Origin of the sequence: Krasilnikovia cinnamomea, from assembly GCF_004217545.1 — a bacterium.
In the GTDB taxonomy this organism is placed as follows: domain Bacteria; phylum Actinomycetota; class Actinomycetes; order Mycobacteriales; family Micromonosporaceae; genus Actinoplanes; species Actinoplanes cinnamomeus.
Genome location: NZ_SHKY01000001.1, coordinates 303,308 through 324,797, shown reverse-complemented (window position 1 = coordinate 324,797; position 21,490 = coordinate 303,308). Strand labels below are relative to the sequence as shown.

The 21,490-nt window shown below is 72.0% G+C and carries 21 protein-coding genes and 1 pseudogene; 14 read left to right on the top strand and 8 right to left on the bottom strand.

What is annotated here, in order from left to right:
- Positions 1 to 382: 382 nt before the first annotated feature.
- From EV385_RS01345 to EV385_RS01335, 3 genes are all read left to right on the top strand, one after another.
- Complete coding sequence (locus tag EV385_RS01345) at positions 383 to 883, top strand: hypothetical protein (RefSeq protein WP_130507780.1); 501 nt, start codon at positions 383 to 385, stop codon at positions 881 to 883.
- Between the two features lie 279 nt (positions 884 to 1,162).
- Positions 1,163 to 2,266 (top strand): phospho-N-acetylmuramoyl-pentapeptide-transferase, encoded by a 1,104-nt coding sequence (gene mraY / locus EV385_RS01340; protein WP_130507779.1) that lies wholly within the window; start codon positions 1,163 to 1,165, stop codon positions 2,264 to 2,266.
- A 506-nt stretch (positions 2,267 to 2,772) separates the two neighbouring features.
- Positions 2,773 to 3,051, top strand: a complete 279-nt coding sequence (locus tag EV385_RS01335) for a hypothetical protein (protein WP_130507778.1) — start codon at positions 2,773 to 2,775, stop codon at positions 3,049 to 3,051.
- On the opposite strand, the gene EV385_RS01330 is transcribed toward EV385_RS01335, so the two are convergent.
- Positions 3,048 to 3,917, bottom strand: a complete 870-nt coding sequence (locus tag EV385_RS01330) for a TylF/MycF/NovP-related O-methyltransferase (protein WP_165449358.1) — start codon at positions 3,915 to 3,917, stop codon at positions 3,048 to 3,050. The genes EV385_RS01335 and EV385_RS01330 overlap by 4 nt on opposite strands.
- Positions 3,918 to 4,222: 305 nt before the next feature.
- A complete protein-coding gene (locus EV385_RS01325; RefSeq protein ID WP_165449357.1) occupies positions 4,223 to 4,438 on the bottom strand; it encodes a helix-turn-helix transcriptional regulator in 216 nt (71 codons plus the stop codon).
- Positions 4,439 to 4,547: 109 nt separating this feature from the next.
- On the opposite strand from EV385_RS01325, the gene EV385_RS01320 reads away from it, so the two are divergent.
- On the top strand, positions 4,548 to 4,739 hold the full coding sequence (locus tag EV385_RS01320) for a hypothetical protein (RefSeq protein WP_130507777.1): 192 nt from the start codon (positions 4,548 to 4,550) through the stop codon (positions 4,737 to 4,739).
- 3 nt (positions 4,740 to 4,742) lie between these two features.
- Here the strand turns inward: EV385_RS01320 and EV385_RS01315 are convergent, their stop codons facing one another.
- The gene (locus EV385_RS01315) at positions 4,743 to 5,798 is read right to left on the bottom strand and encodes a BMP family lipoprotein (RefSeq protein WP_130507776.1); all 1,056 of its coding nucleotides are present in this window, start codon (positions 5,796 to 5,798) and stop codon (positions 4,743 to 4,745) included.
- 14 nt (positions 5,799 to 5,812) lie between these two features.
- Positions 5,813 to 7,417 carry a methyl-accepting chemotaxis protein gene (locus EV385_RS01310; protein ID WP_165449356.1) on the bottom strand — a complete coding sequence of 535 codons (1,605 nt, stop codon included), beginning with the start codon at positions 7,415 to 7,417 and terminating at the stop codon, positions 5,813 to 5,815.
- 169 nt (positions 7,418 to 7,586) lie between these two features.
- Between EV385_RS01310 and EV385_RS01305 the strand changes: the two genes are divergently transcribed.
- From EV385_RS01305 to EV385_RS01295, 3 genes are all read left to right on the top strand, one after another.
- On the top strand, positions 7,587 to 8,183 hold the full coding sequence (locus tag EV385_RS01305) for an HD domain-containing protein (protein WP_130507774.1): 597 nt from the start codon (positions 7,587 to 7,589) through the stop codon (positions 8,181 to 8,183).
- A gap of 93 nt (positions 8,184 to 8,276) precedes the next feature.
- Complete coding sequence (locus tag EV385_RS01300; protein WP_130507773.1) at positions 8,277 to 8,942, top strand: hypothetical protein; 666 nt, start codon at positions 8,277 to 8,279, stop codon at positions 8,940 to 8,942.
- A 67-nt stretch (positions 8,943 to 9,009) separates the two neighbouring features.
- Positions 9,010 to 11,253: a putative bifunctional diguanylate cyclase/phosphodiesterase gene (locus EV385_RS01295; RefSeq protein WP_242624635.1), complete on the top strand. Its 2,244-nt coding sequence runs from the start codon at positions 9,010 to 9,012 to the stop codon at positions 11,251 to 11,253.
- Here the strand turns inward: EV385_RS01295 and EV385_RS01290 are convergent.
- Positions 11,195 to 11,986, bottom strand: a complete 792-nt coding sequence (locus tag EV385_RS01290) for a YqjF family protein (RefSeq protein WP_242624634.1) — start codon at positions 11,984 to 11,986, stop codon at positions 11,195 to 11,197. The two genes, EV385_RS01295 and EV385_RS01290, sit on opposite strands and share 59 nt — an antisense overlap.
- A gap of 96 nt (positions 11,987 to 12,082) precedes the next feature.
- Between EV385_RS01290 and EV385_RS01285 the strand changes: the two genes are divergently transcribed.
- The 3 genes from EV385_RS01285 to EV385_RS01275 all read left to right on the top strand — a co-directional run bounded on the left by EV385_RS01285 (position 12,083) and on the right by EV385_RS01275 (position 14,204).
- Complete coding sequence (locus tag EV385_RS01285) at positions 12,083 to 12,727, top strand: HAD family hydrolase (RefSeq protein ID WP_130512995.1); 645 nt, start codon at positions 12,083 to 12,085, stop codon at positions 12,725 to 12,727.
- Between the two features lie 79 nt (positions 12,728 to 12,806).
- A complete protein-coding gene (locus tag EV385_RS01280; protein WP_130507771.1) occupies positions 12,807 to 13,331 on the top strand; it encodes a toxin-antitoxin system HicB family antitoxin in 525 nt (174 codons plus the stop codon).
- A 30-nt stretch (positions 13,332 to 13,361) separates the two neighbouring features.
- Entirely contained in the window at positions 13,362 to 14,204 is an 843-nt protein-coding gene (locus tag EV385_RS01275; RefSeq protein ID WP_130507770.1) for a DUF4097 family beta strand repeat-containing protein, read from the top strand.
- Positions 14,205 to 14,387: 183 nt separating this feature from the next.
- Here the strand turns inward: EV385_RS01275 and EV385_RS01270 are convergent, their stop codons facing one another.
- On the bottom strand, positions 14,388 to 15,086 hold the full coding sequence (locus EV385_RS01270; RefSeq protein WP_278044959.1) for a response regulator: 699 nt from the start codon (positions 15,084 to 15,086) through the stop codon (positions 14,388 to 14,390).
- A 77-nt stretch (positions 15,087 to 15,163) separates the two neighbouring features.
- Positions 15,164 to 16,126 (bottom strand): annotated as a pseudogene (locus EV385_RS01265) (RecB family exonuclease); the annotation flags it as partial.
- Between the two features lie 170 nt (positions 16,127 to 16,296).
- Between EV385_RS01265 and EV385_RS01260 the strand changes: the two are divergent.
- The 3 genes from EV385_RS01260 to EV385_RS01250 all read left to right on the top strand — a co-directional run bounded on the left by EV385_RS01260 (position 16,297) and on the right by EV385_RS01250 (position 19,189).
- Positions 16,297 to 17,364, top strand: a complete 1,068-nt coding sequence (locus tag EV385_RS01260) for a M50 family metallopeptidase (RefSeq protein ID WP_130512993.1) — start codon at positions 16,297 to 16,299, stop codon at positions 17,362 to 17,364.
- Positions 17,365 to 17,466: 102 nt separating this feature from the next.
- The gene (locus EV385_RS01255; protein ID WP_130507768.1) at positions 17,467 to 18,435 is read left to right on the top strand and encodes a tRNA (adenine-N1)-methyltransferase; all 969 of its coding nucleotides are present in this window, start codon (positions 17,467 to 17,469) and stop codon (positions 18,433 to 18,435) included.
- 166 nt (positions 18,436 to 18,601) lie between these two features.
- Positions 18,602 to 19,189 (top strand): hypothetical protein, encoded by a 588-nt coding sequence (locus EV385_RS01250; protein WP_165449354.1) that lies wholly within the window; start codon positions 18,602 to 18,604, stop codon positions 19,187 to 19,189.
- 9 nt (positions 19,190 to 19,198) lie between these two features.
- Here EV385_RS01250 and EV385_RS01245 read toward each other — a convergent pair whose 3' ends face one another.
- Positions 19,199 to 19,492 (bottom strand): ferredoxin, encoded by a 294-nt coding sequence (locus tag EV385_RS01245; RefSeq protein ID WP_130507766.1) that lies wholly within the window; start codon positions 19,490 to 19,492, stop codon positions 19,199 to 19,201.
- Between the two features lie 175 nt (positions 19,493 to 19,667).
- Here EV385_RS01245 and arc point away from each other — a divergent pair, with 175 nt between their 5' ends.
- Positions 19,668 to 21,449, top strand: a complete 1,782-nt coding sequence (gene arc, locus EV385_RS01240) for a proteasome ATPase (RefSeq protein WP_130507765.1) — start codon at positions 19,668 to 19,670, stop codon at positions 21,447 to 21,449.
- Positions 21,450 to 21,490 lie beyond the last annotated feature (41 nt).

Sequence of the window (21,490 nt, the reverse complement as noted above, 5' to 3'; positions counted from 1 at the left end):
CTTTGCGGACTACAACGGCACTCGTGGCATTAGGTGCTGCGCTGCCGCTGGTGGGGGCGACCGTAGCGACTCTCCATCGGGGAGACGACCTCTTATCTTTGCTGCGATTCGCCGGTCCTGCATTGGTGGGGTATCCGGTCGCGTTGTTGCTATGGAATCGCTCCCGTGCGGCTACCACGCCACGGCGGGCATCTGGGCTCGCTTCGGTGGGGCTGGTGATGACTGTCGCTGGGTCGGTGCAGCCGCTGATGAGCTGGCCTCTTCTGACGTTCGACTAACGGTCGCTGGTCAGTACGTGCGTCAGCAGCGTTGCCCGTCATCAGTCCACCCCACGCCCGTCATGAGCAAGCACCCACCAGCCCGCCGATGCGATCATGAACTGGTGACACTCGACCTCGGCCAGATCACCGACAGCACGGCCTGGACGTCCCCGGACGCCACGTCCTTCACCCCTCCGTACCTATCGACGTATGCGTACGACGGGCCGTTCGCGGACGGCCTTCCCGCGTTCGACGTGACCCACGACGAGACGTCGTTGATCTACGCCACAAATTGGGGCTTCACCTGCACGATGCGCGGTGTCGAAGAGCCCTGGGGCCACGACATCGCCGTCCCGATGGGTCACACGCAGCTGTACACCCTGGAGAAGCGTGCCGTGGTCGCCGCAGGCGGCGCGGTGATGCGGATATGGCCTGCGGCCCATCCGTCGGACAGAAATCAGGCCTGGCGGCTCATCGTGCCGCAGACCGCCGAGCAGAGGTTTCGTAACCAGGAAGCCGCCCCGGGCATCGAGGCCGGGGTCAACGACGCGGTGAGTCTCGCCGCCCGGCTGGGTAGCCCGGTGCTGCTGGCCCGACAGGTCTACGAACGCTACTGGCATTGAGAGGCGAAGGACGGCCGCGGACGCGCTCGGCTTGGCCGACAGCCGGACCGACAAACCCGGCCGCGGCACGGCGCCGACAGCCGTAGCGGGCCGGTGACGGCTCGACAGCCGGACGGACGAGCAAGGCAAGATCACCGGTCGGGCCTCTTGCTCTCGGATGGCAAGCTCGTGTCCCGTGATCGATGATCTCGCGAAGGACGATCCGTACGGCCAGCTCGGGTCGACGCTCCGGGTTCTCTGGGACGCCGGGAGAAGTCCGGATCCCGTGGAGGCTAGACCGTGAGGGCGGTCATCGTTGCGGCGGCGGTTGCCTTCGTCATCTCGCTGTTCGGCACCCCGGTCGCGATCCGGGTCTTCGCCGCGTTGAAGGCCGGGCAGCCCATCCGGGTCCTCGGGCCGGCGTCCCACCAGGGCAAGAAGGGCACGCCCACGATGGGCGGGGTGGCGTTCATCGCGGCCACCGTCATTGCGTACGTGGCCGGGCACGTCGCCCTGACCACCTTGCCGGAGCGGCAGATCGCCCAGGAACGCCCGACCATGACGGCGCTGGTGCTGCTCGGGTTGTTCGTCTTCTGCGGCGTGGTCGGCTTCCTCGACGACTTCCTCAAGGTGCGCCGGCGCAACTCGGACGGGCTGAGCGCGAAGGGCAAGCTGCTCGGCCAGTTGATCGTCGGCGGCGGCTTCGGCGTCGCGGCGCTGTACGTGCCGAGCACCAACGGCGAGACGGTGGCCAGCGAGTACATCTCGTTCATTCGGGACGTCAGCCTGCTGGACGTGGGCAAGGTCGGCTCGGTGCTGGTCTTCGTCTTCGTGATCATGTCGATGTCGAACGGGGTGAACCTGGCTGACGGCCTCGATGGCCTGGCCACGGGTGCGTCGATCCTGGTGCTCGGGGCGTACGCGCTGATCGGCTTCTGGCAGTACCGGCACTGGTGTGGTGACAGCGACTACGCCCGGGTCAACGACTACTGCTACCAGGTGCGGGATCCGCTGGAGATCGCGATGATCGCGGCTGCGGCGGCGGCCGCGTGCGTGGGTTTCCTGTGGTGGAACACCTCGCCCGCGCGGATCATCATGGGGGATACGGGCGCGCTCGGGCTGGGTGGGCTGATCGGCGGCCTGGCCGTGGCGACCCGGACCACGCTGCTGTCGGTCATCATCGGCGGCCTGTTCGTGATCGTCACGATGTCCGTGGTCATCCAGATCATCTCGTTCAAGACCACCGGCAAGCGGGTGTTCCGGATGGCGCCGCTGCACCATCACTTCGAGCTGGCCGGCTGGAGCGAGGTCAACATCGTGGTCCGGTTCTGGATCGTGGCCGGCATCTGCGTGGCGATCGGCCTGGGCCTGTTCTACTCGGACTTCCTGGCGGCCGTGGGATAACGCCACGCGACACCTGAAGTGATCGACGCCCACGTCCAGAGGCATCGACATCCATGGCGTTGCCTCGTCATAGGGCAGGGAGTCGGGATGGCGGGCTGAAACTCGCCAGCACGTCGGGCGTCCACCGGGGGCGGCCTGTTTCGCCTGCCGAGCTCTCGACAGTGGCCAGCAGGTCGGGTCCTTTGGCCTGACCTCGGCTCGAAGGGCCGGCGAGTTCGACCGTACCCGGCTCGTGTTCTGCGGTGTTGTTGTTGATCTAGGCTTCGTCGTCATGGGTGGGATAGCGCCATGGCAGCTGTTGGTCTGCCTGTTCTTGGTCGCGTTGATCGGATTCGGCGCGTTGGTGGCGGTGGCCGCGTTGCGGCAGGAGCGCAAGCGCTAGCCGCGTGCCGGTCGCACGTACGCGTCACGCGGGTTCGCGGCGGGCCAGAGGCCGGCCCAGTGATGCGGCCCGCCGGGCATTCGGCGGTCTACGCTGACGCCGAGCACCTGAGGGGGTAGGCGCCATGACTGATCGTGAGCTGTCGGACCTGCGGGCGCGGGCCGCGAACGGGGATCGAGACGCGGTGGACCAGTTGGTTGAGCTGGCCGGCGAGCGCGGTGACCTGGCGGAGCTGCGCCGTCTCGCGGACGCCGGCAGCAGCGACGCCGTCGATGAGCTCGTCCAGCTCGCGGGCGAGCGTCGCGACACCGCGGAACTTCGTCGGCTCGCCGGTGCCGGCAGCAGCGACGCGGCGGATGTGCTGGCCGAGCTGGCGGCGGGGGATGACGAAGAGCCGGCTTAGAGGCTGTGGTCCCAGCTCGCGGGTGGTTTGACGGCCAACCTGCCCTCGTCCATGCGCATCAGCAGCAGGGGCAGCCGGGTTTCCTCCAGCCATTCGTCCACGGCCTGGCGGGCGCCGTCCCACCAGCCGTAGTCGTCGAGCAGGAGCACGCCGCCGGGGACCAGGCGGGGCCAGAGGTGCTTCAGCTCATGCCGGGTCGACTCGTACCAGTCCGTGTCCAGGCGCAGGATGCTGATCCGGTCGGGGATGTGCGCCGGGATGGTGTCCTCCACCTTGCCCTTGTAGAAGTGGACCCGGTCGGCCGGGTACGCGGACTCCCGCATCCCCTCCTGCACGTCCTCCAGCGACGCGTACGCCCAGATCCCCGCGCTGCGGTCCGCCGCCGACAGCATCTCCGCGGCTGGGCGCCCGTCGAAGCGCCGGTCGTGTTCGGTCGGCTCGCTCATTCCCTCGAATGTGTCGTAGAGGTGCAGATGGCGGTCCGTGTCGCCGGCTTCGATGAGTGTTTTCGCGATTGCCATCATGCTTCCGCCGCGCCACACACCGCATTCGACGATGTCGCCGGGAATCTGGTGGCGAACGACGTAACGCACGGAGTTGACGAGTGCGTTCAGCTTTTCCGGCGACGTCATCGTGCGCGGCTTGACCGCGCGGATGGTGTCTTTTGTGGCCTCGTCGAAGTCATGGGGGAGCTCGAGCTGCGGCTTGGGCGCCGGCTTCGGAGCGGGCTTGACCACCGGCGGTTGGCTCCGCGGGGGTACCTTCACGCTTTGGCCACCAGCTCCATTGCGTGGGGAACCTGCCGGGCGAAGTTCATAGCCGGTGACCGATCGCAGCATTCGATTGATTGATTTCCGCAAGGTCACGGCGGGCACGGTACCACAAACATTTGCCAGTTGACCTTGTTCCGCGAGTGTTTCTGTTGAGCGGGCCGTGCGGCATTGCGCTAATGCGGCGAGAAGCGGTCACTTCGGCGCAAGTCGATTCACCGTCGTCACCGTGTGTCGGGCGCCGGCTGCGCTCGTGGTGCCATTACGGGCGGCGGGAACCCGCGTCCGGCGGCAGGCCGATGTGGAGGGTGCCGCGCGACCGGGGCGGCCGGCCGCCGACGACCCGGCGGCCCTGCCGGCCGCGGGTTATCGGGGGGTCCGCCTGCGTCGGGCCGCCGGAGCTAGTCCTCGTCGTCGTTGTCGCTGGCCACCGGCCGCCGTCGTTCCTTGATCCAGGCTTCGACGTCCTCGGCGAGCCAGACGTTACCCATCGCCAGCTCGGCCACCGGTGCGGGGAAGTCCCGGCGGCTGGTGAGCTGGTAGGCCCGCTGGCGGCTGATCCCGCCGAGGCGCACCCGAATCTCATGTGCACCCATGAGGTTCAGCTTCTTACCCATGATCGCAGGCTAGGCAGCCGCATAGGCGTCGTGTGCGAACTTAGCGGACGATCAGCACATACGCTATGGTCGTACGAAATAGGCTATTGCCTAGTAGAGGGGCGTGGGCATGCGCATCAAACTCTGGCTGCGGGGTCCCGGCGACGACCCGCGGGTCGAGATCGTCACCGAGTTCGAGGGGTGGGAACCGGAGTACCTCGCCGCCCGCGCCCACCGCTCGGTGCTGGCCGAGGCGCTGCCCCAGGACGGCACCAGCCGCCGGCCCGTGGCCGACGGCTGGTGGTTCCTGCCGCGCTCCTGACGCTCAGGGCTTGGTCGGCGCCACGATCCGGCCGTCGTACAGCTGCTGACGCAGCTGGTCCAGTTCCGGCTGCAGCCCGGCGATCTGGGCCGAGTTCGACGTCGCGTAGCCGACGCCGTCGGTCTTCAGGTCGAAGCGGCGCACCCCGCCCGCGCGGTCACCCTTCACGAACGCCTGGATCTCCTGGAACACCGCGTTGTCGACGCGCTTGAGCATCGAGGTCAGCACCGCGGACTTCACGGCCCCGTCAGCACTGGCGTACTGGTCGGAGTCGACGCCGACGAACGCGGCGCCTTCGGTGGCGGCCACCGCCTGCAGCGCGCCCGCACCGGAGCCACCGGCGGCCGCGTAGATCACGTCCGCTCCATCGTCCAGCATGTCGGCGGCGATCTGCTTCGCCTTGTCCGGTGCGCCGAACCCGCTGAAGTCCGGCGGGGCGCTCAGGTACTTCACCTTTACCTTGATCTTCGGGTTGACGTGCTTGGCGCCCGCCGTGAAGCCCGCCTCGAACTTCTGCAGCAGCGGGATCTGCACCCCGCCGATGTAGCCCACGACGCCGGACTTCGACTTCAGCGCGGCGGCCGCGCCGACCAGGAAGGACCCCTGCTCCTCGGCGAAGACCAGCGACACCACGTTGTCGGCGGCGATCGAGTCGTCGTCGACGATGGCGAACGTCGTCTCCGGGTGCTCGGTGGCGATCTTCTTCAACGCGTTGACGTACTGGAAGCCGACGGCGAACACCGGGTTGTTGCCGGCGGCGACCAGCTTGCGCAGGGTGTCGAGGCGTACGTCGTCGCCCTCCTTGGCGGGCGCCGTCTCGGTCACCTCGATCTCGAGCTCCTTCTTGGCCCGGTCCAGCCCCGCACCGGCCATGTCGTTGAAGCTCTTGTCGCCGCGCCCGCCGATGTCGAACGCCATGCCGACCTTGACGTGCTCGGCGCCCAGCCCGGCGATCGCCGCGGCGGCCGCCGAGTCGGCCGGTGCCACCGGCGTATTCGCACACCCGGCGAGGGCCAGAGCACCCGCGGCGGCCGCGGCCACCAACATTTTCGTACGCATGTCCTCGTCGCCTCTCAGTACCGGAACTGTCCGACGGCCTCGCGCAGCTGCCGCGACATGCGGGTCAGCTCGGCGGCGGCGGCCCGGGAGCGGGCCACGTCGTCGCTGGCCGCGCTCGCGGCCGCGGCGACTGCGGCGATGTTTTCCGCGATCTGCGTGCTGCCCCCGGCGGCCTCGGCGACGCCCCGGTTCATCTCCGTGGTGGTCGCGGTCTGCTCCTCGACCGCGCTGGCGATCGTCGTCTGGTAGCCGCTGATCCGGCTGATGATCTCGCCGATGCCGGAGATCGCCGACGCGGCCGCCGCGCTGTCGCTCTGGATGTCCTGCACCAGCCGGCCGATGTCCTCGGTGGCCTTGGCGGTCTCCTGGGCCAGCTCCTTGACCTCGCCCGCCACGACCGCGAAGCCCTTGCCGAGCTCGCCCGCCCGGGCCGCCTCGATGGTGGCGTTCAGCGCCAGCAGGTTGGTCTGTTCCGCGATCGCGGTGATCAGCTGCAGCACGTCACCGATCCGCGCCGACGAGGCGCCGAGGCTGGCGACCGTGCTGTTCGCGACCCCGGCGGCGGCGACCGCCTCGGAGGCGACGTGGGCCGCCTGCGACGCGCTCTCGGCGATGTCGGCGATCGCCGAACCCATCTCCTCGGCGCCCATGGCCACCGAGTTCACGTTGGCGCTGACCTCCTGCGAGGCGTCGGCCACGATCCGGGCCTGGGTGGAGGTCTCGGAGATGTTGGTGGCGAAGGTCTGCGCGACCTCGTCCAGCGCGGCCGAGGTCTGGTCCAGCACCTCCGCCTGCGCGGCCACGTCGACGACCACCCGGTGGATCGAGCCGAGCGCGTCGCCGAGCGCGGCGGCCATCTCGGCGGGCTCGTCGGTGCCGCCGCGCGGCAGCTCCACCCTGAGCTCGCCGTCGGCGACCCGGCGCAGGGCGTCGCGGGCCGCCACGACCGGCCGGGTGATGCTGCGCGTCACAACCAGGGCCAGCAGGCAGCCGAGCAGCAGCGCCAGCGCGCTGCCGACCAGGATGATCCGCTGCGCGGTGTCGGCCGCCGCGGCCGACTCGGCGACCGCCTGGTCGCTGCGCTGGTCGACCGACTCCACCAGCCGCTGCGTGGCGGTCATGATCCGGTAGTAGGAGTTCCAGCTGTCGTACTGGGCGAGCTGGTCACCCTTGCGCACAGCCGCGGGCGTGCCCGGCTTGTACGCCGCCACCACCTGCTCGTTGACCCCGAAGTAGGTGGCGGCTTCCTTCTGCACCTTGGCGAACAGCGCCTGCTCGGCGCCGTTCATGTCGGCCTTGTGCACCGCCTTCAGGTACGCCTGGAAGCGGTCGCGTTCGCGCTGCCAGGCGCGGTAGTTGACCGAGTCGCCACCGAACGCGCGAGCCGCGCCGAGCCGGTGGATGTCCGCCACGTACGCGCTCTGCCAGCCGTTGAGGCTGGCCGCGTAGAACCGGATCTCCTTCGCCTCGCTGGTGAGCACCTGCAGGGCGCGCACCTCGCTGGCGGTGGCCTTCTGATTACGGATCCCGGTGAACGCGACCGCCGCCACCACCCCTAGCAGGGCGAGCACGGCCACGAACGCGGCTGCCAGCCGCGTACCGATCCTGACTCTGCGCATGCGTCTCCTCGACCTCCCCAACATGGAGCACATCGGCCGCGGCGGCGCTCGCTTAATGAATTGCGAGACGGCGGTCCGACGTTTCGCAGGTCGCTCGACGGGCCGGGTTCAGCCGGTGGTCACCCGCGCGTGGGTCGCCGTTCACCGGCGTTTCGCACCATTGCGAGGCATGAGCCTGGCCCTGACGACGCTCACCGAGGCCGCGCAGCAGACCGCGTACGCGCTGCTGGGGGGCATGGGCGCGCGGTGGCGGCACAGCCGCGGGGTGGCGCACCGGGCGGCGGAACTGGCCGGACCGCTGGGGATCGACGCGGACCTGCTGGTCGCGGCGGCCTGGCTGCACGACATCGGGTACGCGCCGCCGGCGGTCGTCACCGGCTTCCACCCGCTGGACGGGGCCGGCTACCTGGCGGCCCGGCGGTGGCCGCCGCGCGTGACGGGGCTGGTCGCCCACCACTCGGGTGCGGTGTTCGTGGCGGCGGCGCGCGGGCTCGGCGGGGCGCTCGCGGCGTTCGCCGACGAGGGCGGCGTGGTGGCGGACGCGCTGACGTACGCCGACCAGACCGTCGGGCCCGAGGGCCAGCGGGTCACCCTGGCGGACCGGCGTACCGAGATGCTGTGCCGGCACGGCGCCCACTCGTGGAACGCCCGGGTGGACCACGTGCGCTGGCCGCACCTGCGCGCCCTCGCCGAGCGGGTCGAACGGCGCCTCGCCGCCGCCGAGCCGGTCCGGCACGCCCGCGACGGCGTGGCGGTGCCGGTCTGAGCCCGCCGACCCGGCAGGCCCGGATGCGCTGCCGCCCGGTCCGGCGTGCGCCGAATCCGCGCGCCGCCCGGCCCGGGCTCGCAGACTGGCCGTATGCGTCCGGGTCTGGCGTTTCGCGCCGCGACCGCCGTGTACGTGGCGGCCGTCGCGGTGCTGGCCGCGGCCGGCAGCGGGGTCGCCGCCCCGCTGGTCTTCCCCACGGGCCTGCTGTACGTGCCGGCCGATCGGTGGCTGACCGGGCCGGGCACGGCCCCGCCGCTGGCCCGGATCGCGGTGCTGTGCGTGTTCGCGGTGGCCAACGCCCACCTGGTGCGCGCGATGCTGCGCCTGCTGCCCGCCGACCCGGCCGAACGAGCGGTGGCGCGGCGGCTCGCGCGCGCGCTGGTCGGCTCGGGGGTGCCGGTCACCGCGGCGGCGGGCGGCGCCGGGCGGATCCGTACCCCGGGCGGGCAGCTGCGCCGGCAGCGCAGCCTGGACCTGCGCGACCTGCCGGTGTCGTACCCGGAGCTGGTGGCGGTGTATCGGGGGATGTGGCGGCGGGCGGGCCTCACGGTCCAGCAGCGGCCGGATCCGCCGGGCCTGCGGGCCCGCGACCCGCAGGGCTACGAGTACGTGATGGAGCCGGGACCGGCCGGTGCGGCCGTGCTGCGGGTGTCCGGGCCGGTGCGCCGGTTCCGGGGGCTGGCCCGGGCCGCGCTGGCGGTGTCCGTCCCGGCGCTCGGCGTCGCCCTGTGGCTCGTGCTGCCACGAATGTTCTGATCGGGACCACCGGCTCACGGCCGGGCCGATGACTCAGCCGGGCCTCGCCGCACCCGATTACCCAGGCGTGAAGCTCAAGCCCCTGGCGGACGACTACGACGTCGAGTTCTGGGCGCGTCAGGTCCGGATCTGCGCGTGGGTCGCCGTCGGGATCTCCCTGCTGGCCGCCCTGCGCATGGCGGTGGCGTGGGAGTCCGGCATGCGGTGGTGGGCCGTACCGATGGGTGTGGTGACCCTGGTGCAGGCGGCCGCGACCCGGCTGCCGTGGGCGCGGATCGTCCGCCTGCCGCACGCGCGCGAGGCTCTGCTCACCTGGTTCCTCGCCGAGCTGGCGATCATCTACCTGTTCGAGGTCGTCGACGACACCGGCCGGATGCGCTACGTCCCGGCCGTCATGCTGGTCGTCACGGCGTCCGCCGCGCTGTACCCGCCGCGGTGGGTCATCGGCGTGGGCGTGCTGGCGCTCGGCGGGTTCTTCGCCCTCGTGCCGATGCAGCCCGGCATCGACGTCACCTTCATCGCCGGGATGGCCGCGATGCTGGCCTGCGTCGTGGGCCTGTGCGCGCTGACCGCGGGCAGCCGCAGCCGGCTCGACGACCGCCGCCGCACCGCGGAACGGCGCATCGAACTGCTGCTGGAGAACTCCTCCGACGCCGTGCTCGCCATCGACCCCGCCGGACGCCTGCGCTACGTCAGCCCGTCCGCGCGGACCCTGTTCGGCCCCGACCAGCCGTGGCAGATCGACGGCAACCTGGGCGCCCTCGCGCACCCCGACGATCTGGCCCGGACCCGGGAATGGCTCAACGCCCTGGCCGCCACGCCGGTCGGGCACACCAGCCGGATCGAGGCCCGCCTGCGGTGCGCGGACGACGCGTGGCTGTACGCCGACATCATCGGCACCAACCGCGTCGAGGACGCTGACCTCGGCGCGCTGGTGCTCAGCGTCCGCGACATCGGCGCCCGCCGCTCGCTGGAGGAGGAACTGACCCGCCAGGCGTTCCGCGACTCGCTGACCGGGCTGGCGAACCGGGCCCTGTTCCACGACCGCCTGGAGCATGCCGTGGCCCGGGCCCGGCGCGGCGGCGAGCACGTCACCCTGCTGCTGATCGACCTCGACAACTTCAAGATGGTCAACGACACCCTCGGGCACAGCGCGGGCGACGATCTGCTCACCACGGTGGCCGAGCGGCTGAGCGCACAGGTACGGCCCTCCGACACCCTCGCCCGCCTCGGCGGTGACGAGTTCGCCCTGCTGGTGGAGGGCGTCGACGAGCGGGAGGCGGTGGCCCTGGCCGAACGCATCCTGGCCGTCGTCCGGGAGCCGGTGAACCTGGCCGCCCGCGACGTCGTCTGCACGATGAGCATCGGCATCGCGATCGCGGCCCCCAGCGACGGCACCGCCGACACCGAGGAGCTGCTGCGCGACGCGGACCTGGCCATGTACGCCTCGAAGCGCAACGGCCGGGACCGCTACGCGGTCTTCGACCCGGCCATGTACGCCGACGTGCTGCGCGAGGCGCGGGTGCGCACGGAGCTGGAACGCGCCGTCGCCGAGGAGCAGTTCTTCGTCCTGTACCAGCCCATCGTGGACATGCCCAGCGGGCGCCCCACCGGCGTCGAGGCGCTGGTGCGCTGGCGGCACCCGACCGACGGGGTGCTGGGACCGGACACGTTCATTCCGTACGCGGAGGAGTCGGGTCTGATCGTGCCGCTCGGCCGGTGGGTGCTGCGGCAGGCCTGTGACCAGCTCGCCGAGTGGCGCCGGGAGCTGCCCTCGGCGCGGGAGCTGCACATGAGCGTGAACCTGTCGGCGCGCCAGTTCCAGAACCCGAACCTGGTCGAGGAGGTCGCCGACGCGGTGTCGCGTTCGGGCATCGAACCGTCCTGCCTCGTCCTGGAGATCACCGAGACGACCCTGATGCGTGACTCCGATGTCGTGCTGGCGGCGCTGCACGGCCTGCGCCGCCTCGGGGTGCGGGTGGCCGTCGACGACTTCGGCAGCGGGTACTCGTCGCTGGGCTACCTGAAGCGTTTCCCGGTCGACATCCTGAAGATCGACCGGTCGTTCGTCCAGGGCGAGGAGGACGCGGACGCGGCCACCCTCACCGAGGCGGTCATCGGCATCGGCCGGGCGCTGCGGTTGCAGACGGTCGCCGAGGGGGTCGAGACCAGCGCCCAGTGGTCGACGCTGCGGGAACTCGGCTGCGACCTCGGGCAGGGCTTCTACTTCGCCCGCCCGTCCGAGGCGGACGTCATCGCCCGCCTGCTGGCCGGGGACATGCCGTCGGTGGCCCTGCTCGACGCGGGCTGATCGGGGGTACGTCGGGCGGCCCGAAGACGACCGGGACGCCGGGGGAGTACAGCACGCTGACCGGTGGACCCGAGGGATCCGGCAGCCCGGCGGCCCGTACCAGGGTGTCGTCGAGGCTGAGCAACTCGGCGCGGTGCAGCGGCCAGACGGGATGGTCGTTGGGCAGGTGCAGGGTGCGACCCCACGCGCGGGTGTGCAGTCCCCACCGGGCGGTCACGAACTGCTCCAGTGGCGTCGGCGCGGCGATGGGCGCGCCGACCCGGACCGCCATGGCGTTGACGGCCGGGCGCGGGCCCGGCCACCGGCGCCGGCTGGTGTAGCGCAGCACGTCACCCTCGCGGGCCAGCCGCATCCGCGACCACATGTACGGCAGCCGCAGCAGCGCCCGCGCGACCAGCACCGGCAGCAGCCGTTCCGCGTCCAGCGACCGGAACACCACCGCCCGCCGCCCCAGCCGGTCGACGCTGTACAACCGCACGTTCGTCTCGCAGAACGTGCCCAGGTACGGCACCGCGGGCCCGCGCAGCGGACCCACCCCGACCATCCGGAAGCCGATCAGCCCCACGTAGGTTGCCCCGTCGAGGGTGTCGGGCACGGTGCCCGCGGGCAGCAGCGGTGCCACCGCCGACGGCGGCACCGCCCAGTGCAGGAAGGTGAGGTCGTGCCAGCGCTGGCTCAGCAACGGGCGCCGCACGGGCCGTACGGTCAGCGGGGTCACGTCCTCGACGAGCACGCCAACCATCATGCCGTGCCCCGCCACCCCACCCGGCCGCGCCAGCGGCCCCGACGAACCTGGAGGCTCATCCTGAGCGCACGACAACCGGCGGCGGTGCTGTTCGACATGGACGGCACCCTGGTCGACAGCGAGAAGGTCTGGGACGTCGCGTTGATCGAGCTGGCCCGGCTCGCCGGTGGGGAGCTGTCCCGCTCCGCCCGGCACGCGATGGTCGGCACCACGATGACGCGCACGATGCAGCTCCTGCGCGACGACCTGGGCCAGCCCGACCGCGACGAGGCCGCGGATGTGGCGTGGCTGACCGGCCGGGTGTTCGAGCTGTTCACCGACGGTCTGGTGTGGCGCCCCGGCGCGTGGGAACTGCTGTGCGCCGTGCGGGCCGCGGGCGTGCCCACGGCGCTGGTCACCTCCACCGGCCGCAAGCTGGTCGAGGTCGCGCTGGACACGCTGGGACGGGCCAACTTCGACGTCGTGGTCTGCGGCGACGAGGTCGAACGGCCCAAGCCGGATCCGGAGCCGTACCGAACGGCCGCCCGGCTGCTCGGCGTGCCGATCGCGGCGTGCGTGGCCGTCGAGGACTCGCCGGCCGGGGTGAGCAGCGCGCTGGCGGCCGGTGCGGCGGTCCTGGCGGTGCCCGTCGAGCTGGAGCTGCCGCCGATCGACGGCGTGCACCTGCGTGAGTCGCTGGAGGGGGTGGATCCGGCGTACCTGGCCGCACTCCTGCGCGACCGGTGCTGAGCCCGCGGTGCGCGGTTGACGGCGGAGTGGCGTCAATCTGACGCTTGACTGACGTCACCAGTGACGTCAGTATGGAGTCATGGACCTGACCCCGTATCTGGAGACGCTCCGGGCCGATCTCGCGGCCGCGGCCGCACCCGGCGGCTCCGAGACCCAACGCGCCGCCGACCTGCTCGGCCACGCACTGGAGGCGTCCGCCCGGCTGGCGCTGCTGGAGGCGCTGTCCGACGCGGCCGCCGAGATCACCACCCGGCTGCACGGCGCCGGCGTCGAGGTGCGCCTGCGCGGCCGGGAGGCCGATCTCGTCGTCACGGAGGCGGTGACCGAGCCGGCGCCCGAGCCGCCCGCACTGGACGGCGGTGACCTCGCCCGGCTCACCCTGCGCATGCCGGAGGCGCTGAAGAACCACGTCGAGCAGGCCGCCGCGGCCGAGGGCATCTCGGTCAACGCGTGGCTGGTCCGCGCGGTCACCGCGGCCGCCACCCAGCCGCCGCGCTGGGCCCGGCCCGAGCCGCCCGGCTGGCCCGCGCCGCCCGCGCCCCCGGCGCCGCCCGGGCCGCCCGGGCGCTCGGGCAAGCGCATCACCGGGTTCGCCCAGGCCTGACCTCGCCTTCACCCGCAAAGGAGCAGCACCATGCCCGAGTACGAATTCACCCACGACGGCCCCCTCGACATCCGGCTGGAGATGCACCGCGGCGCCGCCGAGGTCACCGCCGAAGCGGGCGACGCCGTCCGTGTGAACGTCACCCCGTACGACGACAGCGCCACCGCGCGCCAGGTCGCCGAGAACTTCCGCGTCCAGCTCGACGGAGATCAGCTGTCGGTGCGCCCGTCCGAGGAGACGGGGTGGCCGTGGCGGCGCTCCGCCAAGGTGCACGTGGTGGTCCAGGTGCCGGTCGGCAGCGCGCTGAACGCCCGGACCGCCTCCGCCGACCTGCGCACCCGGGGTGAGCTCTCCGTCCTGCGCGCGGACCTCGCCTCCGGCGACGCCTTCGTCGAACGGGTCACCGGCGCGGCGCAGGTCAAGGCCGCCAGCGGCGACATCACGCTCGACCGCGTCGGCGGCAGCCTGCACATCGGCAGCGCCTCCGGCGACCTGCGCGTCGGTGACGTCACCGGTGACGTCATCGCGAACACCGCCAGCGGTGATCTCACCGTCCGCAGCATCGGCGGCTCCCTGCAGGCCAGGACCGCGTCCGGGGACATCGAGGTGGGCTGCCTCGCGCGCGGCCAGGCGAACGTCCACTCGGCCTCCGGCGACGTGACGATCGGCGTGGCCCGCGGCACCGGCGTCTGGCTCGACCTCAACACCGCGTCCGGCTCCACCAGCAGCGACCTCGCCATCGGCCAGGCCGACGAGGGCGGCCAGCAGGTCGGTCTCGAACTGTGCATCCGCACCGCCAGCGGCGACATCCACGTGCACCGGGCTGCCGATGACGCTTCACGGGCCGCCGACGACACCGCGCGGGCCGCCTGATGCTGCCGCACGACAGGGCCAGCGTCGAGACGGCGGCCCGCCACGTCCAGGACCGTCTCGGCACACGTCGCGCGGCGCGGTTCGCCCCGGCCGCCAGACCGCAACGGCGCGGGCGCACCCCGCCGACCTGAGCACCGCCGGGCACCCGGGGAGGCCACGTCGCCCCGGGTGCCCGCCTGCGCCTCAGACGCCCCGGGCCACGAGGCCGGTCTCGTACGCGAGCACGACCGCCTGGACCCGGTCACGCAGGCCGAGTTTGCCCAGCACATGCCCGACGTGGGTCTTGATCGTCGTCTCGCTGACCAGCAGGGCGCGGGCGATCTCCGCGTTGGTGTGGCCGCGCGCGACGTGCACCAGGACTTGGCGTTCCCGCTCGGTCAGTGTGCCCAGCGTCGGCGGGGCCGGTGCCGCGGGCGCGGGCGCCGTGTCGGCCAGCCGGGGCAGCAGGCGGGCCAGCAGCCGCGGGGCCACGACGGCGCCCCCGTCGGCGATCGTGCGGATCGCCGAGATCAGCTCCTGCGCGGGCGCGTCCTTGCCGAGGTAGCCGAACGCCCCTGCGGCCAGGGCGCCGACCACCAGTTCGTCGCCGTCGTCGGCGGTGAAGACGAGCACCCGGGCGACCGGGGCGGCGGCCGCCGCGATGGCCCGCGTCACGGCCAGACCGTCGAGGCGGGGCAGCCGCACGTCCAGCAGCACGACATCGGGCAGCAGCCGGCGCGCGAGCTCCACCGCCTCGGTGCCGTCGGTGGCCTCCCCGACGACGGCCACGTCGCCGGCCTCGGACAGCGCCATGCGCAGGCCGGAGCGTTGCATCGGCGCGGGATCCGCCAGCAGCACGCGGATCGGCGGCCGCCTCGGTGCCGTAGCTGCGCCTGCGCTCACCCAGGCCTCCCCGCGCCGGTGGCGTCCCGGGTGCCCGCCGGGTCTCCCGTGCCGGTGGCGTCCCGGGTGCCCGCCGGGTCTCCCGTGCCGGTCGAGGTGACCGCGACCGCGCTGCCGGGTACGGGGTCGTCCGGCTCGGGATACGGCGGTGGGGTGCCGCCGAACTCCGGGCACAGCTGCTGGTGGCGGCACCAGCCGCACAGGCGGCTGGGCTTGGGCCGGAAGTCGCGGTCGCGCTTGGCGCGCTCGATCGCCTGCGACAGGGCGACCAGCGTGCGTTCGAAGCGCTCCAGCTCCTCGGCGTCCGGGCGGTAGTCACACACCTCGGCGTCCTTGAGATAGAGCAGGCGCAACACCTTGGGCACCAGGCCGCGGGTGCGCCAGAGCACCAGGGCGTAGAACTTGAGCTGGAACAACGCCCGGCCCTCGAACGCCTCCCGGGGCGCGCCGCCGGTCTTGTAGTCGACGACCCGCAGGTCGCCCGCCGGGGAGACGTCCAGGCGGTCGATGTAGCCGCGGATGAGCAGCTCGTCGTCGACCAGCGTGGAGATCAGGCTCTCCCGCTCGGCCGGCTCCAACCGCTGCGGATCCTCCACGGCGAAGTAGCCGTTCACCAGCTCACCGGCCCCGGCCAGGAAGTCGGCGAGCAGGTCCGCCTCGTCCGGCACGGGGCTGGCGGTGGGCGTGAAGAGCTCGGCCAGCGCGGGCTCCTCCGCGACGAGGCGCTGCCACTGCGGGGTGATCAGGGCGGCCGCCGCGGCCGGGGTGCGCTGCTCTGCGGGCAGGTCGAACAGCCGCTCCAGCACCGCGTGCACCAGCGTGCCGCGGAGCTGGTCGGCGGACGGCTGCTCGGGTAGCCGGTCGATCGTGCGGAACCGGAACAGCAGCGGGCAGGTCTTGAAATCCGCCGCCCGCGACGGCGACAACGACGGGCCGGTGGTCCGATCGGCCGGCTCGGCCGCCGAAGCGTCGCCCGACGGCCCCGAAGCGGTGGTCCGGGTCGCGGTCGGTGGGGCGGGGGACGCCGTCTGTGCCGTCATGGGGGACAGGCTAGGGGAGAGGTACGACGAAACGGCGCATCGGTACGCAGCGGGCGTTCCGTAGCATCGATGCCGTGGACGACAGCTCACCGCGCCCGCGCCGGCCTTCCGCGCGCCGGGGACGGCGAATCGGCCGGGTCCTCGGCGTGCCGGTCTACGTCAACCCCTCGATGGTTCTGCTCGCCCTGGTCGTCACGGTCGTCTACGGCGGCTACGTGCGTACCGAGCTGGGCCTGCCGGATCCGCTGGGCTACCTGGTCGGCTTCGGTTTCGTGCTCTGCCTGCTCGGCTCGGTGCTGCTGCACGAGCTGGGCCACGCCCTGACCGCCCGCCGCTACGGCATCGGCGTGCGCGGCATCACCCTGGAACTGCTGGGCGGCTGGACGGAGATGGACGCCGACGCCCCGAACCCCCGGGTCGACGCGCTCGTCTCGCTGGCCGGCCCCGCCGTGTCCCTGGTGCTGGGTGCGGTGTCCACCGCCGCGGCGCTGGCGTTGCCCGACCGTACGGTGCTCGCCCAGATCGCCTTCCAGCTCGCCGCCAGCAACCTCATCGTGACGGTCTTCAACGTGCTGCCCGGCCTGCCGCTGGACGGCGGCCGGGCGCTGCGCGCCGGGTTGTGGGCCCTGCTGCGCGACCGCAACCGGGCCACGGTCGTGGCCGGCTGGGCCGGCCGGGTGATCGCCGCGGGCACCGTGCTGCTGGCGCTGAGCCTGTACCAGCTGCGGCTGCTCACCCTGTTCGGGCTGGCCTTCGTGCTGCTCGTGGCGTTCACGCTGGGACACGGCGCGGGCCAGTCGATCCGGCTGGGCCGGATGACCAGCCGGTTCCCGCTGGTGGACCTGGAGGAGCTGGCCCGGCCAGTGCTGGCGGTGCCCTCGGGCACCCCGCTCGCCGAGGCGCAGCGGCGCGCCGGTGCGGCGGCCAAGCCCCACACGCTGGCCGTCGCCGACTCCGCCGGGCGCCTGGTCGCGGTGGTCGACAGCGGCTCGGCGGCCCGCGTGCCGGCGCAGCGCCGGCCGTGGGTGGCGGTCGACACGGTGGCCCGCGGCCTGGCCGGCGTGCCCGCGCTGCCGGTGGGGCTCAGCGGCGAACAGGTGGTCCGCGCGGTGCAGGCCCACCCGGGTGCGCACTACCTGGTGACCGCAGGCGAGGATGTGCTCGGCGTCCTGCACGTCGGCGACCTGGCCGAGGTGCTGGAGCCGCACCGCGGCCGGCGGCGCGACGTTCCGCGCTGACCCGCCCGGAAGTGCCCGACCGAGATGCCGACCCGGCCGGGGACGTGCCCGACCGAGGAAGTGCTGAACCGGCCGGACGTCCCCCACCGAGAGAGAAGTGCCGTGACCGTCCACTCCACCGCCGCCGTCGACGAGCCGGCCCCCGTGCACCGCGGGCCGTTCCAGCCCGGAGACCGGGTGCAGCTCACCGATCCCAAGGGACGGATGCACACCGTCGTCCTGGAACCCGGCAAGGCGTACCACACCCACCGCGGCGCGCTGGCGCACGACGAGCTGATCGGGCTGCCCGAGGGCAGCGTGGTGACGTCGACGGGCGGCACGGCGTACCTGGCGCTGCGGCCGCTGCTGGCCGACTACGTGCTGTCCATGCCGCGCGGAGCCCAGGTGATCTACCCCAAGGACGCGGCCCAGATCGTGGCCATGGGCGACGTTTTCCCCGGCGCCAAGGTGCTGGAGGCCGGCGCCGGCTCCGGCGCGCTGACCTGTTCGCTGCTGCGGGCGGTGGGCCCCTCCGGCGAGCTGCACTCGTACGAGCTGCGCGACGATTTCGCGGCGATCGCCCGGCGCAACGTGGAGTCGTTCTTCGGCGGCCCGCACCCGGCGTGGCACCTGCACAACGGTGACGTCGCCGAGGCGACCCAGACCGGTTTCGACCGGATCATCCTGGACATGCTGACCCCGTGGGAGGCCCTCGACATGGTCGAGCGGGCGCTGGTGCCCGGCGGCGTGTTCATCGGGTACGTGGCGACCACCCCGCAGCTGTCCGAGCTGGTGGAGGCGCTGCGCGAGCGCGGCGGCTGGACCGAGCCGCGCGCCTGGGAGTCGCTGATCCGCGACTGGCATGCCGACGGACTGGCGGTCCGCCCCGACCACCGGATGATCGCGCACACGGCGTTCCTGGTGTCGGCCCGCAAGCTCGCCCCCGGGGTGATCGCACCGCCACGGCGGCGCAAGCCCAGCAAGGGCGCCGAGGCGTACGCGCTGCGCCGGGCGGCGCAACAGGTCCCGGCGGCCACCGGCCCGCGGACCGTGCCCGATCACGCGGAGATCGACGCCGATCCCGGGGTGTGAGCGCGGGGCCCGCGTCGGGTAGGTTCCGTCGCGGACCCCTGCAATCGCCGGGTGTCAGCGGGAGGCAGGGCCCCAGCGAGGGGCAGGGCCTCAGCGAGGGGCAGGGCCTCAGCGAGCGCCAGGGCCCCAGCGGGAGCAGGGCCAGCGGGAGGATGGGGTGGGCGCGATGAGTTCACCGCCGTTCGGCGGCAGCAACGACATGCCGGCGGTGTTCCCGGACTGGTCGCCGTACGAGGACCTCGACTCGGCCGCCCGGGCGTATCTGCGTGACCCCGAAGTGGCCCTCGACGCGCTGTTCGGGGTGCTGCGCGGCGCCTCGGTGTTGTGTTTCACACTCGAGCGCTTCGTCAACGAGGTGAACGGCGTCTGGCAGGAGGTCGTCATCTGCGACGGCAGCCGGCTCGTGCTCTGGCACGGCGAGGACGTGGCGCCCGGGGACGGTCCGGTCGGCTCGATGACCTCCTCGCTGCGGGTCGTGCCGCTGTCCACGGTCACCGAGGTGGGCTGCCGGCGGCGGCTCACCCGTACCCCCACCGGGCAGGCGCGGGTCGACAGCATCGACGTGTATCTGCTGCTCAGCTCCGTCGACGACGCGGTGCCGCCGCCCGGGCTGGAGGAGGAGGGCCGCCCCGCGCTGCGGCACGACGCGCTGCGCTTCGGCAAGACCCTCGACGACGGCGGCCCGGGCCAGATCGCCCGCCTGGAGGAGTTCTCCCGGGTGGTCGCCTCCCTGGTCGGGCGCCCGACGCTCTGAGGGGCCGCCTCAGTCCGCGTCGGGGCCGGCGACCTCCACGTCATCGGTGCGGCGCACCACGTGGATGCAGTCGCCCGGGCACTCCTTGGCCGCGTCGATCACCTCGAGCCGCAGCCCGGCCGGCACGTCGGTGCGCACGCCAGGGTCCTGCAGCAGCTCACCGGCGCTGTCCTTGACGTACGCGAGACCGTCGACGTCGAATTCGAAGACCTCCGGCGCGTACTGCACGCACAGGCCGTCGCCGGTGCACAGATCCTGATCCACCCAGACCTGGAGCTCGTCTGTCCCCGTCTGTGTCGACATGGTGGGCCTCCCACAGTTCTCCCGCACCGACCGTACCGGAGACCTCCGACCGGGTGGCGCGGCAGTCCGGCTCAATGGATCAAGGTTCAGTGACGAGGGTGTTGCACCGGTCGAAAACCGCCCCGCAACGGCTAGTGTTATGTGCAAGACGTTCGAGCCCCCGGGGAGGTGGGACGTGGCACGTAGCGACGAGGCGGATTCACGCGCCGCACGTTGGGAGAAGGAAGCCAACGATCTCTCCAGCCAGGTCGCGTTCCTGCAGGAGGAACTCGCTCTGGTACGGCGCAAGTTGACCGAAAGCCCCCGACACGTCCGGCAGCTCGAAGAGCGGCTCGCGGCGACGCAGGCGCAGCTGGCCCGACTGACCGAGAACAACGACCGGCTCGTGGCGACCCTCAAGGAAGCCCGGGCTCAGATCGTCACTCTCAAGGAAGAGATTGACCGGCTCGCCCAGCCGCCCAGCGGCTACGGCGTGTTCCTCACCGCACACGAGGACGGCACCGTCGACGTGTTCACCGGCGGCCGCAAGCTCCGCGTGGCGGTGTCCCCGTCGCTGGTGGTGGAGGATCTCAAGCGCGGCCAGGAGGTGCTGCTCAACGACGCGCTGAACGTCGTCGACGCCTTCGGCTACGAGCGGGTCGGCGAGGTCGTCCTGCTCAAGGAGGTGCTGACCGCGCCGGGCGGCGAGCTGCCCGACCGCGCACTGGTCGTCTCGCACGCCGACGAGGAGCGGATCGTCCACCTGGCCGAATCGCTGCAGGTGTCGGCGTTGCGCGCGGGTGACTCGCTGATGATCGAGCCGCGCTCGGCGTACGCCTACGAGCGCATTCCGAAGAGCGAGGTCGAGGAGCTCGTCCTCGAGGAGGTCCCGGACGTCGACTACGGCGACATCGGTGGCCTGCACGCGCAGATCGAGCAGATCCGCGACGCGGTGGAGCTGCCGTTCCTGCACGCGGACCTGTTCCGGGAGCACCAGCTGCGCCCGCCGAAGGGCATCCTGCTCTACGGCCCGCCCGGCTGCGGCAAGACCCTGATCGCCAAGGCGGTCGCGAACTCGCTGGCGAAGAAGATCGCCGAGCGGCGCGGCGAGGAGAAGCACACCAGCTACTTCCTCAACATCAAGGGCCCGGAGCTGCTGAACAAGTACGTGGGTGAGACCGAGCGGCACATCCGCCTGGTCTTCCAGCGGGCCCGGGAGAAGGCCAGCGAGGGCACCCCGGTCATCGTGTTCTTCGACGAGATGGACTCGATCTTCCGGACCCGCGGCTCCGGCGTCTCCTCCGACGTGGAGAACACGATCGTCCCGCAGCTGCTCAGCGAGATCGACGGCGTGGAGGGCCTGGAGAACGTCATCGTCATCGGCGCCTCCAACCGGGAAGACATGATCGACCCGGCGATCCTGCGCCCGGGCCGGCTCGACGTGAAGATCAAGATCGAGCGTCCGGACGCGGAGGCGGCCAAGGACATCTTCGCCAAGTACATCCTGGCCGAGCTGCCGCTCTCCGACGACGACCTGGTCGAGCACGGCAACGACCGCGACGTCACGGTGGCCGCGATGATCGAGGCCGTCGTGCTGCGGATGTACACGGAGTCCGAGGAGAACCGCTTCCTGGAGGTCACCTACGCCAACGGTGACAAGGAGGTCCTGTACTTCAAGGACTTCAACTCCGGCGCGATGATCCAGAACATCGTCGACCGCGGCAAGAAGATGGCGATCAAGGAGTTCCTCACCTCCGGCAAGAAGGGGCTGCGCCTGCAGCACCTGCTGGACTCGTGCGTCGACGAGTTCCGCGAGAACGAGGACCTGCCCAACACCACCAACCCGGACGACTGGGCCCGGATCTCCGGCAAGAAGGGCGAGCGGATCGTCTACATCCGTACGCTCGTCTCCGGCGGCAAGGGCGCCGAGGCCGGCCGCTCCATCGACACGGTCAGCAACACCGGCCAGTACCTGTAGCACCGCAGCGCCCGGCGCGGGCGGGGCGATTCGTCGCCCCG